Here is a 13,704-nt window from a genome sequence, read left to right as displayed (position 1 = left end):
TGCCGATGCCGCTCGTCACGTCTCCTTTGAGTGAGCTCGTCGAAACATTTGCGACATACCGCGTGGTCCGTCAATTTAGGTTTCGACCATGGGCCTGTCAAGACCGTCGTATCCGGGAATCTGCCCATCCGAGCAGCGCGTGTGTAAAGTACTCAGGCGCGGCGTTCATCTGGTCGTCTGTAATCGGGGACGCTTGCTCGTAGGCCACTCGACGACATCGAAACATTTCGAAATACTCACGGCGGGAATCGGCTTTAAGGAGAGCAGATGACGGCTCTGGATCGGACCCCCGCGATGGACGGCGTGCTCCGCCCGTGGCAGGACCCGGCGCTTCCCGTGGCCGACCGAGTCGAGGCCCTCCTTGCGGAGCTGACCCTCGAGGAGAAGGTCGGCCAGCTCGGCAGCCGGTGGATCGGCAACGACATGCAGCACGAGCCGGCACAGGACGCCGAGACGCTGAACGTCGCGCCGATGCAGGACGTGTTCGCGGCCTCCGGCACGGTCCCCCTCGACGAGGCGATCACGCACGGGCTCGGCCACCTGACCCGGGTGCACGGCAGCGCCCCCGTGACCGCGCGGGAGGGCGCCGCCGAGGTGGTCAGGCTGCAGCGGGCCGTCGTCGAGCGCTCCCGGCTCGGGATCCCGGCCATCGTCCACGAGGAGTGCCTGACCGGGTTCACCACGTTCGGGGCGACCGTCTACCCGGCGGCCATCGCGTGGGGGGCGACGTTCGACCCCGAGCTGGTGGAGCGGATGGCGGCCGCGATCGGCCGGGACATGCGGGCCGTGGGCGTGCACCAGGGCCTGTCGCCGGTGCTGGACGTGGTGCGCGACTACCGCTGGGGCCGGGTCGAGGAGACGATGGGCGAGGACCCGTACCTCGTCGCGATGCTCGGCGCCGCCTACGTGCGCGGACTGGAGAACGCCGGGATCATCGCCACCCTCAAGCACTTCGCCGGATACTCCGCCTCCCGGGCGGCCCGCAACCACGGGCCCGTGCCGATGGGCCGGCGTGAGCTGATGGACATGATCCTGCCGACGTTCGAGACCGCCATCGCGCTGGGCGGCGCGCGGTCGGTGATGAACTCCTACTCCGACGTGGACGGCGTGCCGGCCGGGGCGGACCCCTGGCTGCTGACCGAGGTGCTGCGCGAGGAGTGGGGCTTCACCGGGACGGTCGTGTCGGACTACTGGTCGATCCCGTTCCTGGCGAGCATGCACCGCGTCGCCGCCGACACCGGCGAGGCGGGCGTGCAGGCCCTCACCGCGGGCATCGACGTCGAGCTGCCCGACACGCTCGGCTTCGGCCCGCACCTGGTCGAGCGCGTGCTCGGCGGCGAGCTCCCCGAGTCGCTGATCGACCGGGCGGTGCGCCGCCTGCTCACCCAGAAGGTGCAGCTCGGGCTGCTCGACCCGGACTGGACGCCCGAGACGTCCGTGTCCGGCGCCGACGGCGTGGACCTCGACTCGCCGGGCAACCGGGCGCTGGCCCGCGAGCTGGCCGAGCGGTCGGTCATCCTGCTCGACGCCGGCGACGCGCTGCCGCTGCGTCCCGGGCTGCGCCGGATCGCGGTCGTGGGGCCGTGCGCCGACGACCCGCGGACGTTCATGGGCTGCTACGCCTTCCCCAACCACGTGCTGCCCCGCCATCCCGGGCTCGGGCTCGGCATCGAGGCGCCCAGCCTGCTCGACGGGCTGCGGGCCGAGCTGCCGGAGGCCGAGATCGTCCACGAGCGGGGCTGCGAGGTGCAGGGCGAAGACCGCTCCGGGTTCGCCGCCGCGCTCGAAGCGGCGCGCGGGGCGGACCTGTGTGTGGTGGCCGTGGGCGACCTCGCCGGGCTGTTCGGCCTCGGGACCTCCGGGGAGGGCTGCGACGCCGACGACCTGCGCCTGCCCGGGGTGCAGGAGGAACTGGTGGCCGAGCTGGCCGCGACGGGCACGCCGGTCGTCGCCGTCGTCGTCTCCGGCCGCCCGTACGCGCTGGGCCGGGTGCACGCGGGCGCGGCGGCGCTCGTCCAGGCCTTCATGCCCGGCGAGGAGGGCGGCGCGGCCATCGCCGGCGTGCTGTCCGGCCGGGTCCAGCCGTCGGGCAGGCTCCCGGTGCAGATCCCGCGCGGGCACGGCGGGCAGCCGGGCACGTACCTGCAGCCGCCGCTGGGCGCCGACAGCCAGGGCATCAGCAACCTCGATCCCACCCCGCTCTTCCCGTTCGGGTACGGCACCTCCTACACCGGCTTCGAGGTCGGCGACCTGCGGATCAGCGACGCCGAGGTGGCCACCGACGGCGAGTTCGGGGTGGCGGTCAGCGTGCGCAACACCGGGGGCCGGGCCGGCGAGGAGGTCGTCCAGCTCTACCTGCACGACGTCATCGCCCAGGTCACCCGGCCGGTCCGGCAGCTGACCGGGTTCGCCCGGGTCCGGCTGGAACCCGGGGCGAGCGCCCGCGTGAGCTTCCGGGTGCACGCCGACCGGACGGCCTTCACCGGCCGCGATCTGAGGCGCATCGTGGAGCCAGGGGACATCGAGGTGCTCGTCGGCACGTCGGCGGCCGACCTGCCGTGCCGGGGCACAGTACGGCTGACCGGTCCGGCCCGGGTCGTCGGCCACGACCGGCGCCTGGACACGCCCGTGTCGGTCGAGCCGGAAGGGGGAAACGATGCCGTCCAGTTCTAGACGCGCCACGCTGGCCACGGTCGCGGCCTCGGCGGGCGTGTCGGTGGCGACCGTCTCCAAGGTGCTCAACGGCCGCAGCGACGTGGCGCCGACCACCCGCTCCTTGGTGCAGTCGCTGCTGCGGGAGCACGACTACATCGCGCCGTCGCCGCGCCGGGCCCCGGCCGGTGACGGGGCCGTCGCGACGGACACCGTCGAGGTGCAGTTCGACGGGGACTTCAGCACCTACTCCACGGAGATCATCCAGGGCGTGGTCGCGGCCGGGGCCGAGCTCGGCGTCGGGGTCGTCGTCAGCGTCAGGAAGAAGATCGACCACCCCGCCGCATGGGCCCGCGACCTGGCCGCCGCCGGGCGCCGGGCGCTGATCTGCGTCACGTGCGACCAGCTGACCACCAGGCAGCTGGCCGCGCTGTCCCGCGCGCAGCTGCCGCTGGTCGTGATCGACCCGCTCCACCTGCCGTACGCCGGCGTGACCAGCGTCGGCTCCACCAACTTCGCCGGCGGGCTGGCCGCCACCCAGCACCTGCTGTCCCTCGGCCACCGGCGCATCGCCTACATCGGCGGCCCGGCCACCGCCGCCTGCAACCAGGCCCGCCTGCACGGCTACCGCGCGGCCATGGAGGCCGAAGGGGTGCCGGTGCCGCCCCCGTACATACGCTCCGGGCACTTCCGCTACGCCGACGGGCTGGAGTACGGCGCGGCCGTGCTCGACCTGCCGGAGCCGCCGACGGCGATCTTCGCCGGCTGCGACGAGAGCGCGCTGGGCGTCATGGAGGCCGCCAGGGCGCGGGGCCTGCGCATCCCGCAGGATCTGAGCATCGTGGGGTTCGACGACACCCAGATGGCCCGGATGGCCTCCCCGCCGCTGACCACCGTCCGCCAGCCGCTGCGCGAGATGGGCGGGGTGGCGGTGCGAACGGCACTGCGGCTGGCGGCCGGCGAGAAGATCGACTCCCACCACGTCGAGCTGGCCACCGAACTGATCGTCCGCGCCTCCACAGCGAAGCGCGCCTGACCGGTTTTCGGGATTTTGTCAGGCGCCTTGCATATATTCCGTAAGGCGCCTTACCATTCCTCGGGTGATCAACGAATCCGTCCCCCAGCCGCCCTCCTACGCCGAACTGCACGCCCGTTACGGCACCCCGCTCGGCGTCGAGGAGGCCCGCGCCCGCTGGGGGACCATCGTCAAGGCCGCCAGGAACGGCGAGACCATCCTGATCACCCGCGAACGCTGGGAGTGGGCCGCGCTCGTCCCGCTCTCCAAGGTGTCGGGGATCCTGAGCGGGCTCCCGCTCGTGCCGCTCTCGACGGCCCGGGCCAAGCTCGGCGACCTCGTACGGCAGGTCACCCAGCCGTACGACGAGAGCCCCGCGCTGCTGGGCCGCCACCGCACCCCGGTGGCCGCCCTGATCTCGGCCCGCGACCTGATCAACCGGGCCGCGCCCCCGTCCAGGACGGGCGCCGAGGCCATGCTGCTCGACGGGCACGCCATCACCCTCACCTGCGACCTGGACGCCCCGACCGGCCCGGTCTTCTCCGCCGTGGCCGTCGACCGCGAGGGCGGGGTCGTGGGGGCGGGCTCCGGCGCCGACCTTCGCGAGGCCCTGCGCGCCCTCACCCCGACCCGGGACTGACCGGCCACCGGCCTTCAGGACGTCCGGATCGCCGACCGGCCCCACGCCGGTCGTTGTTACGATCCTCCTCATGCGCAGCGCGGAGGCCGCAGTCGACGGAGAGGACGTGCGCCGGGTCGTGGCCCTGGCTATCGACGCCCTGAGGGACGCCGATGCCGATGCCTGGGAGGCCAAGGCGGGAACGCTCGAGTGGACGTGCTGGGAGACGCTCGAGCATCTGGCCGACGACCTGTTCACCTACGCGGCGAGATTCGGGCTCGCGAAGCCGCCGACGTCCGCGCTGTTGCCGTTCCGGACGAGCAGCGACCGAAACGGTGGCCCGGCGAACGTCATCTTCGTCGACCGGGCCGGGGGCGCCGAGGGCCTGCTGACCGTTGTGGAGGCGTGCGGAGGCCTGCTCACGTCCGTCCTGCGCACCGCCCCCTCGGACACCGTCGCCTACCACGTCTTCGGGCCCTCGGACCCGGAGGGCTTTGCCGCCATGGCCGTCGTCGAGGTCCTCGTGCACACGCATGACATCACTCAAGGGCTGAATCTGGAGTGGTCGCCGCCGGGGGAGCTGTGCGAACGGGTCCTGAAGAGGCTCTTTCCCCACCACGCCGCCGTTGACGGTGACGCCTGGGAGATCCTGCTGTGGGCGACCGGGCGTACCGCTCTTTCCGATCGCCCACGGCTCACCGAGTGGCGCTGGTACGGCACGCGGGGCGCGAGCTGAGCGCGGGCTGGCCGGCCCCCTACCCGGTCGGCGCCACGGTCCTCGTGGTGACCGTGCCCGAAGCCGAGCGCTTCCCGCTGCGCCCGAAGGCCGAGCCTCCAACGGGGCTCAGGGGTTGTGGAAGGTGACCTCCGGGGCGGTCGGTGACGGGCCGTCGAGCAGCGGCTGCTTGCGGCCCTTCAGGTGCTGGTCGAAGAAGGCGCAGACATAGGCACGGGTGATCTCCAGCGAGCGCCGCGGCGAGAGGGCGTCGGGGCCCGACATTCCGGCCGCCTGCGAGCTCGCGGGGGTCACCGGGCGGGAACGCGAGGTGCTGACCCTGGTCGGGCGCGGGCTGTCCAACGCCGAGATCGCGGCCGAGCTGCACATCAGCCCGGGCACGGCCAAGGCGCACGTGGCCAGCCTGTTCACCAAGCTCGCCGCCCGCGACCGGATCCAGCTGGTCATCACGGCCTACGACGCGGGCCTGGTATCGCCGTCCCGCTGATCGGCTCGGCCCGCCTCGTGGCTCAAGGACGGTGCCGCCCGTGCCCCGGAGATCCGGGGGCGCGGGCGGCACCGGTGCGGGGTCAGCCGCTGTACGGGGCGAGCGTGATCTTGTCGATCACGGGGGCGTACTGCGCGCGCAGGAGCACCCCGGGGAAGGTCTCCGACGCGTACGTGGTGCCGTCGAAGTTCGGCAGCTCCTCGGCGGAGAAGCGCACCGTGTTCTCGCCCTTCTTCAACCGCACCGGGACGGTGAGCTCCCAGAAGTTGTTCTCGTGGAAGGTGTGGGGGAACAGGACGCGCTGCGCGGCGGCGCCGTTCACCGAGATGTCGGCGTGCCTGGCCAGCGGGTCCGGGTTGTAGTGCGTGGCGGCCGACTGCTCCGGGTTGGAGTAGCGCACGCGCATGGCGTACGTGCCCGCGGCCGCCGCCCGCACGTCGAAGGTGAGCGTGTTGGCGTTGCCGGGCGTGCCGCCGACCCCGGTGACCGCGCTCCCACCGCTGGCCAGCGAGAGCGGCGACGCCTTCGCCGTCCCTGCGAGGCGGGCGGACTCCGCCTCGTACACGGTGGCCGGCAGCGCGCCGGCGGCGGGCCGCACGTCGAGCCGGTCGATGAGCGACGTGCCGGACCTGCCGGTGACCGTGACCTTGTTGACGCCGCCGGACAGCGACACCGCCGCGGCCGAGTCGCCGCGCCGGGCGCGGTCCAGCACCTGCACGCCGTTGACCGTCACCGACGCCTTGCCGGAGCCGAGCAGCTTGAGGTCCAGGGTGGCCGGGGCGTCCTGGGCGGAGTACACCCAGAAGGTGGCCGACTGGTCGCGCCGGGCCGTGACGACGCCGGAGCCCGAGAGCCCGGCGCCGTGCGCGGAGTAGGACGGGCGGGCGCCGCGCAGGTCGGCCAGCTCGGCCTCGTAGATCGAGGTCGCCGCCTCCGGGTTGGGCAGCGAGAGCCTGATCCGGTCGACGATCGCGTCGCCCTTGGTGGCCTTGGCTCCGTCGAGGCTGCGTGCGGCCAGGGAGAGCACGTGCTTGCCCGCCGTGAGCTCCACGGTGGTGTCGGCGTGGTCCCACACCACCCACTTGTATCCCAGCGGCAGGAACAGCTCCTGCTCGGCGCCCCCGTCCACGCGGACGAAGACGTTGGTCGGCCCCTGCTCGCGCACCCGGTCGAAGGTGTTCAGCGAGTTGGCGAACACGCTGAGGTCGTAGCGGCCGGCCCGCGGGACCTCGACGGTGAAGTCGAGCACGCCGTCCGAGCCGGTACGCAGCCCGCCCACGTCGTAACGGCCGGAGGTGTAGAACTTCGACACGTCCGACGGGGAGCCCTCGGGGCCGTTGCGGCTGTAGCCGCCGCCGGTGTACTTCGCGTCCTCGGCCTCGTACGAGCCCTCCCACAGCTTGGGCGCGGCCGCCGTCGCGGTGCCCGAGCCCGCGGGGGTGAGGACGATCTCGTACGCCGACGACTCCTTGAGCCTCGGCAGGTCACCGGCGCCGAAGTCGAAGACCACGGTGCCGTCCTTGACGGCGACGTCGCGCTCGGCGATGATCTCCGGCTGCGCCGAGTCGCCGACCTGGCCGGTCCACGGGATCTCCCGCACCCAGGCGTGCACGCCGCGGCCGAAGACCCCGGCGGGGACGTTCTCGAAGCGGACGTGCCCGGCGCTGTCGGCGCCGCCGAAGATCGCGCGGGCCTGCTTCTTGCCGGGGTCGAGCGTGGCGACGCCCTGCAGGGTGTAGTTCTGCCCCGGGTACGGCGGCGTGACCCGCACGGTGTGGCCGCTCATGCCGCCGTAGGCGTTGAACAGCCACCACTGGCCGTTGCCCCGGTTGGCCTGCACGGCGGAGTCGCTGAGGTTGCCGTCGATGTTCCAGTACGCGATGTCGGCGTCGACCTTCGACTCCTCGATGGCCGACACCCACTGGATCATCTGGCCGGGCACCGAGGTGTGGTAGTTGAAGGCGTACTCGTTGACGTTGATGGGCAGCCGCTTCCCGGCGTACTTAGTGCCGGTGAAGACCTCGGCCTCCATCTCGCGGTAGCGCTTGACGCTCGCCCTGACCTGCTCGGGGTGGCTGAGCTCGTGCCAGGTCATCACGTCGGGCACGGTGCCGGCCTCGACGACGTGCTCCAGATAGCCCTTGACCTGGGAGTACAGCACGCTGGTGTTGGGGCCGGCGATCCGGGCGGCCGGCATCCTGCCCTTGATGAGGGCGTGGACGTCGTCCCACGCCTTGAAGTAGTCGCGCGGGTCGCTGAGCCAGCTGACCCGGTTGTAGCTCCACTCGCCGGTGCCGAACATGTTGCCCTCGGGCTCGTTGAACGGCACGAAGACGACGTTGTCCTGATATTTCGGGTCGAGCTGGAGGACCTGGTCCACCTGCTTGGCGATCTTCTCCTTGTACAGGTCGAGCTTCTCCTGCGGCGTGCCGCCGGGCCACTGGTAGGGGAAGCCCCGGTGGATGTCGGTCATGTAGATGTACACGTCGCCGTCGGTGCTGTCGGCCAGCGGCTTGACGACCTCCAGGGCGTCGGCGCCGGGGTGCTGCGGGCCGTCCTGGGCCTTGGTCGAGACGGTGCGCAGGCGCATTCCCTCGATCAGGTTGTTGGTCGGCACCCCCGGCCCGTAGAGGCCGTAGAGCGTGCCGGACGCGCCGCCGTGGAAGGGGCCGGTGTCCTTGGCGAGGTCGATGACGAGCTGGCCCTCGCGGATGACGGTGACCTCGGCCGTGACGGGCCTGCCGCCGGCCGTGCCGGTCACGGTGAAGGTCCCGGCAGCCGCGTAGTCCTCGGGATCCACGGGCGACCAGGCGATGGGCAGCTCGCGGTCGTAGCCGTCACTGAAGGTGGCGCGGACGGCGGCCGGCAGGGCCGGCGCGGTGCCGATGGTCGTCCGGACGGAGAAGGCGCTCTGGGCGATGCCCGTCGGGGTCGGCGGCCGGCCGCCGGTGACGGCGGCCACCTGCTCCGCCGACAGCGCGGCGGCGTAGACGCGGAAGTCGTCGATCGCGCCGTCGAAGAGCGGGTCCTGATAGAACGAGCGGCCGATGAACCCGGCCGAGGTCGTGGCGGCGTCGATGAGCTGCGCGGCGCTGATGGTGGTGGCGGCCGAGGCCACGGCGGCGCCGTCGAGGTAGGTGGTGACGCGCTTGGCGGCGGTGTCGAGGGTGACCGTCAGCGTCTTCCAGGCGCCGGCCGGCAGCGGGGCGTAGCCCGTGACCTTGGCCTCGCCGCCGCCGCCCGAGGTGGTGACCGCCGTGCGCAGCACGCCGTCCCCGTTGTACGGCGTGCTGAACAGGTAGCGGCTGGTGTCCTTGCCGAGCGCGTAGATCCACTGCCAGGGAGCGGCGGTGCCGTCCCACTTCACCCGCGCCGACACCGTCAGGTCGGTCCTGCCCTTGATCGCGTCCAGCGGCAGCCGCACGTAGGCGCCGTCGGAGGTCGGCGCGCCGCCGGGCAGGCTCAGCGCGTGGCCACCGCCCGCGCCGTCGACCAGCGCGGCGGTGGAGCCGTTGACCAGCGTTCCGTTCAGGCCGTTGCCGGAGGAGTCGGTGATCGAGCCGGTGGCGAGGTCGTCGGAGTCGAAGGTGTAGACGAGCACGGGAGGGGGCGGATCCACGGTACGCGCATCCGCGACGCCCGTGGTTAAGGCGGCGACAAGGGCGGCCGGGAGCAGCCCGGCCCACATGGCCTTGGTGGTCATCACGATGTCCCTGGGAGGTGTGAGCGTTAACAAAATCTCAGGGAGGGTGATCGGTGAACGCAACTGAGGGTTTCGCGTAGGTTACGTAGCCGCGCCCCACACGTCAATGGGCATTTCAGGCATGTCACGATTCGATATCGCCGGCCGTCCTCACTCTTGACGCCCGCTCACCGGCGGCGCGACAGTCGAGCCACATCGTTGAACCGGTTCGCTGATTCCGGCGGCCCGCAGGTGGAGCCCGCTCCCGGCCATGACCGGCCGCGGGCCGATCGATCCTGCTGATCCCCAGGAAAAGGCACCGGCCGGTCGGCGATCCGAGGGTTTTCATGACGCAACTGTCGAACCGGTTCAACTACGTACAGGAGGTGAGAGTGGCGACGATCGGAGACGTGGCCCGGGAGGCCGGGGTGAGCCGCAGCACCGCGTCCTACGCGCTGTCGGGCAAGCGGCCCATCTCGGAGGAGGTCCGCCGCCGCGTGCTGGCGGCCGCCGAGGCACTCGACTACACGCCGAACGCGGGCGCCCGAGCGCTGGCCACATCCCAGACCAAGGTCCTCGGTCTGCTCGCCCAGTTCCACGAAGACGAGTTCGCGCCCGCGATGATGCAGTACATCCTGGGCGTCACGAACACCGCCCGCGACCTGGGCTACGACACGCTGCTGGTCACCGAGGCCGACGGCGTGCGGGCGCTGCGGCGCATCACCGACTCGCGCATGGTGGACGGCGTCGTCCTGATGAACATCGCGCAGGTCGACCCCAGGCTGCCCATCCTGCGGGCCGCGCCGCAGCCGGGCGCCCTGGTCGGCCTGCCGGGCGACTGCTCGGGGCTCGACGTGTTCGACCTCGACTTCGAGGAGGCCGGCCGGGCCATGGTGGAGCACCTCCACCGGCTCGGCCACCGCGAGCTCATCCTGATCTCGCAGCCCGAGCACGTCGTCGAGCGCGGCGGCGCGTACGTGTGGCGCCTGCGCGACGCCGCACTCGAACGGGCCCGCCAGCTCGGCGTCACCCTGCACGCCGTGTACGGCGAGTCCCGCCAGCCCGCGGTCGGCCGCCTGCTCAACGCCCTGCTCGACACCTACCCTTCGGCCACCGGCCTGCTGCTCAACAACGAGGCGGCCACCGCGGCCCTGCCCTCCGTCGCCCACCAGCGGGGCCTGCGGGTGCCCGAGGACCTCTCGGTCATCGGGCGCTACTCCGCCGAGTTCGCCGCGACCTTCTCCCTGCCCTATTCGTTCATCGAGAGCGCGCCCGACCGGCTCGGCGCCATGGCGGTACGCCAGCTCGTGCGCCGCGTGGAGTCACCGGCGGCCCGCGACGAGCCGTTCGTCGTGCGCTTCATCTCTCCCGAACTGGTCTCGCGCGGAAGCACCGCGTCCCCGACCGCCCGCTAGCTCGCGGGCCCGATCCACACACCTTCCGGCCGCGCTCGGCTGTGAGCGCTAACATTGGAGGCCTCGATGAACCGCACGTCGGTTTCCGCGAAGGCGGCGGTCTTCGGAACCGCTCTTCTGGCCCTGTCCGCCTGCGCGTCCGCTCCCCAGGGCGGCGGCTCCACCACCACTTCCGCCTCCGCGGGCGGCGCCGGCTCCTACACCTGGTGGGACCCGTACCCGCAGCACGACGCGTCCTCCGCCTGGGCGAAGCGGGTGGACACCTGTGGCAAGCAGGCCGGCGTCACCATCCAGCGCACCGCCTACGACACCACCGCGCTGACCAACCAGGCGCTGCTCGCAGGTCAGGAGGGCAACGCGCCGGACGTCATCCTCCTCGACAACCCCGCCGTCTCGACGCTCGCGGACGCCGGGATGCTCACCACGATGGCCGACTTCGGCCTGGACACGGCCCGGTTCGACAAGAACCTCATCGCCGCCGGCGAGCTGGACGGCAAGACGTACGGCATCCCCATCGGCGCGAACACCCTCGCCCTCTACTACAACAAGAAGATCCTCGACGCGGCCGGCGTCGACCCCGGCTCGATCAAGGACTGGGCCACGCTCAACGCGGCGCTGAAGAAGGTCAAGGCCGCGGGCAAGAAGCCGATCACGTTCTCGGCCATCGGCACGGAGGAGGGCTCGTTCCAGTTCCTGCCGTGGTTCTGGGGCTCCGGCGCGCAGCTGACCCAGCTCGACTCGCCCCAGGCCGTCGCGGCGCTCGACCTGTGGACCAAGTGGGTCAAGGACGGCACCGCCCCCAACTCCGTCATCAGCAACTCCCAGAACACCACCTGGGAGCAGTTCCTGACCGGGGAGTTCGCGTTCGCCGAGAACGGCACCTGGCAGATCGACAGCGCCAAGAAGGCGGGCTTCCCCACCGGCATCGTGCAGATCCCCGGCATGGACGGGGGCACCGCCCCCACGCCCACGGGCGGCGAGTTCATCACGGTCCCGGTGCAGAAGGACACCAAGCGCTACGCCGCCACCAAGAAGATCCTCGAGTGCATGACGACGCCCGAGGGCCTGGTGGAGACCGGTACGACGTTCGCGTACTACATCCCCTCCACCGCCGAGGGCCAGCAGGCCATCCTCGCCAAGGAGCCGAGCCTGAAGCCGTGGGTCGACGCCGTGAAGTCGGCCAAGGGCCGGACCAGCGACAACCTCGGCACCAAGTACCCGAAGATCTCCGAGGCGCTGTGGACCGGGGTGCAGAAGGCGCTGAGCGGCTCGGCCACCCCCGCCGACGCGCTCAAGCAGGCGCAGGCCCAGGCGAAGCAGGCCACCGGCGGCTGATCCGATGACCTCTCTCAGCAGCGGGGCGGTGACGGTGGGCAGGGCGGCGCACGCGGCTCCCCGGCGGGGGCGCTCGCGGCAGTGGACGGCCTACGCCTTCCTCGCGCCGCTCGTGATCTACCTGCTCGTCTTCTACGCCTATCCGCTCTACCGCAACATCGACCTCAGCGTGCACGACTACACGCCGCGGGCGTTCGTGCGGGGCGACCCGGAGTTCACCGGGCTGGACAACTACCGCGACATCCTGTCCGACGACACCTTCCTGCGGGCGCTGCGCAACACGGCCCTGTTCACGCTGGTGTCCATCGCGGCGCAGTACGCCCTCGGCCTGGCCCTCGCGGTCTTCTTCCACCGCAACTTCCGCCTGTCGGCGGTGCTGCGCGCGATGTTCCTGGTGCCGTGGCTGCTGCCGCTGATCGTCTCCGCCTCGACCTGGTCGTGGATGCTCAACAGCGACAACGGCATCGTGAACGCGGCGCTGGAGGCGTTCGGGATCGGCCAGATCAACTGGCTCACCTCTCCCGACACCTCGCTGCTGGCCGTCACGATCGCCAACATCTGGCTCGGCATCCCGTTCAACCTGGTGATCCTGTACGCCGGGCTGCAGAACATCTCCGCCGACCTGTACGAGGCCGCCGGCCTGGACGGGGCGAACGGGTGGCAGCGCTTCTGGCGCATCACCTTCCCGCTGCTGCGCCCGGTCTCGGCGATCACGCTGCTGCTCGGCCTGATCTACACGCTCAAGGTCGTCGACATCATCTGGATCATGACGAAGGGCGGCCCGGCGGACGCCTCGACGACGCTGGCCATCTGGTCGTACCGGGAGGCGTTCGGCACCGGCCAGCCCGACTTCTCGCCGGCGGCGGCCGTCGGCAACCTGCTCATCCTCATCGCCTTCGCCGCCGGGCTCCTGCACGTGCACCTGCAGCGCAAGGAGGAGCGCGCATGAAGACCTGGAAGACCGTGGCAGGCGTCGTCCTCGTCGGGGTGATGCTGTTCCCGGTCTACTGGATGTTCAACGTCTCGCTCACCAGGACGGGCGACATGCGGGCGGACCCGCCCCACTGGTTCCCCTGGAACCCCACGTTCGAGGGGTACGCGGCGGCGTTCGCCCAGCAGCTGCCGGCCCTGGCCACGAGCCTGTTCATCGGCCTCGGCACCGTCGCGCTCACGCTGCTCGTCGCCCTGCCCGCGGGCTACTCGCTGGCCAAGCTGCGCCCGCGCGGCGCGCGCGGGATCGACTTCCTGCTCCTCGTCGCGCAGATGATCCCGGCCGTCGTCATGGCCATGGGTTTCTACGCCATCTACATCAGGCTCGGGATGCTCAACACCGTACCCGGCCTGATCGTCGCCGACTCGACGCTGGCCGTGCCGTTCGGGGTGCTGCTCTTCCGGGCGTTCATGGCGAGCATCCCCGGAGAGCTCATGGCCGCCGCGCAGATCGACGGGGCGAGCACCTGGCGCACCTTCCGGTCGATCATCCTGCCGCTGAGCCGCAACTCGGTGATCACGGTCTCGCTCTTCGCGTTCCTGTGGGCGTGGTCGGACTTCATCTTCGCCTCGACCCTCAACCGCAACAGCGACGTGATCCCGATCACGCTCGGCATCTTCCGCTACATCGGCAACAACACCACGCAGTGGAACTCGATCATGGCCACCGCCGTGATCGCGTCCGTCCCCGCGGCCTTCCTGCTGGTCCTCGCGCAGCGCTACATCGCCGCCGGGGTCACCGCGGGCGCCGTGAAGGACTGATCAGCAATTCG

At 71.4% G+C, this 13,704-nt stretch carries 11 protein-coding genes; 9 read left to right on the top strand and 2 right to left on the bottom strand.

What is annotated here, in order from left to right; all coding sequences use genetic code 11:
- The first annotated feature begins 267 nt into the window (after positions 1-267).
- The 4 genes from ACIBI9_RS58975 to ACIBI9_RS58960 all read left to right on the top strand — a co-directional run bounded on the left by ACIBI9_RS58975 (position 268) and on the right by ACIBI9_RS58960 (position 5,022).
- A complete protein-coding gene (locus ACIBI9_RS58975; RefSeq protein ID WP_397236417.1) occupies positions 268-2,673 on the top strand; it encodes a glycoside hydrolase family 3 N-terminal domain-containing protein in 2,406 nt (801 codons plus the stop codon).
- A complete protein-coding gene (locus tag ACIBI9_RS58970; protein WP_397236415.1) occupies positions 2,657-3,688 on the top strand; it encodes a LacI family DNA-binding transcriptional regulator in 1,032 nt (343 codons plus the stop codon). The genes ACIBI9_RS58975 and ACIBI9_RS58970 overlap by 17 nt, the downstream gene beginning before the upstream one ends.
- 64 nt (positions 3,689-3,752) lie before the next feature.
- Positions 3,753-4,307, top strand: coding sequence for a hypothetical protein (locus tag ACIBI9_RS58965; protein WP_397236413.1), 555 nt, complete (start codon positions 3,753-3,755; stop codon positions 4,305-4,307).
- A gap of 70 nt (positions 4,308-4,377) precedes the next feature.
- Positions 4,378-5,022 carry a hypothetical protein gene (locus ACIBI9_RS58960; RefSeq protein ID WP_397236411.1) on the top strand — a complete coding sequence of 215 codons (645 nt, stop codon included), beginning with the start codon at positions 4,378-4,380 and terminating at the stop codon, positions 5,020-5,022.
- 108 nt (positions 5,023-5,130) lie between these two features.
- Here the strand turns inward: ACIBI9_RS58960 and ACIBI9_RS58955 are convergent, their stop codons facing one another.
- Entirely contained in the window at positions 5,131-5,286 is a 156-nt protein-coding gene (locus tag ACIBI9_RS58955; protein WP_397236493.1) for a hypothetical protein, read from the bottom strand.
- Here ACIBI9_RS58955 and ACIBI9_RS58950 point away from each other — a divergent pair.
- Positions 5,240-5,509 (top strand): response regulator transcription factor, encoded by a 270-nt coding sequence (locus ACIBI9_RS58950; RefSeq protein WP_397236409.1) that lies wholly within the window; start codon positions 5,240-5,242, stop codon positions 5,507-5,509. The genes ACIBI9_RS58955 and ACIBI9_RS58950 overlap by 47 nt on opposite strands.
- A gap of 82 nt (positions 5,510-5,591) precedes the next feature.
- Here ACIBI9_RS58950 and ACIBI9_RS58945 read toward each other — a convergent pair whose 3' ends face one another.
- Positions 5,592-9,212, bottom strand: coding sequence for a LamG-like jellyroll fold domain-containing protein (locus ACIBI9_RS58945; RefSeq protein WP_397236407.1), 3,621 nt, complete (start codon positions 9,210-9,212; stop codon positions 5,592-5,594).
- Positions 9,213-9,538: 326 nt separating this feature from the next.
- On the opposite strand from ACIBI9_RS58945, the gene ACIBI9_RS58940 reads away from it, so the two are divergent.
- The 4 genes from ACIBI9_RS58940 to ACIBI9_RS58925 all read left to right on the top strand — a co-directional run bounded on the left by ACIBI9_RS58940 (position 9,539) and on the right by ACIBI9_RS58925 (position 13,693).
- Positions 9,539-10,606 (top strand): LacI family DNA-binding transcriptional regulator, encoded by a 1,068-nt coding sequence (locus ACIBI9_RS58940; RefSeq protein WP_397236405.1) that lies wholly within the window; start codon positions 9,539-9,541, stop codon positions 10,604-10,606.
- 66 nt (positions 10,607-10,672) lie between these two features.
- Entirely contained in the window at positions 10,673-11,941 is a 1,269-nt protein-coding gene (locus ACIBI9_RS58935) for an extracellular solute-binding protein (RefSeq protein WP_397236403.1), read from the top strand.
- A gap of 4 nt (positions 11,942-11,945) precedes the next feature.
- Positions 11,946-12,890, top strand: a complete 945-nt coding sequence (locus ACIBI9_RS58930) for a carbohydrate ABC transporter permease (RefSeq protein WP_397236401.1) — start codon at positions 11,946-11,948, stop codon at positions 12,888-12,890.
- Positions 12,887-13,693 carry a carbohydrate ABC transporter permease gene (locus ACIBI9_RS58925; protein ID WP_394504765.1) on the top strand — a complete coding sequence of 269 codons (807 nt, stop codon included), beginning with the start codon at positions 12,887-12,889 and terminating at the stop codon, positions 13,691-13,693. The genes ACIBI9_RS58930 and ACIBI9_RS58925 overlap by 4 nt, the downstream gene beginning before the upstream one ends.
- Positions 13,694-13,704: the final 11 nt, after the last annotated feature.

It is taken from the genome of Nonomuraea sp. NPDC050451, from assembly GCF_044458585.1.
Note: the sequence above shows the minus strand (reverse complement) of the source record. Positions and strands in the feature narration are given on the sequence as shown.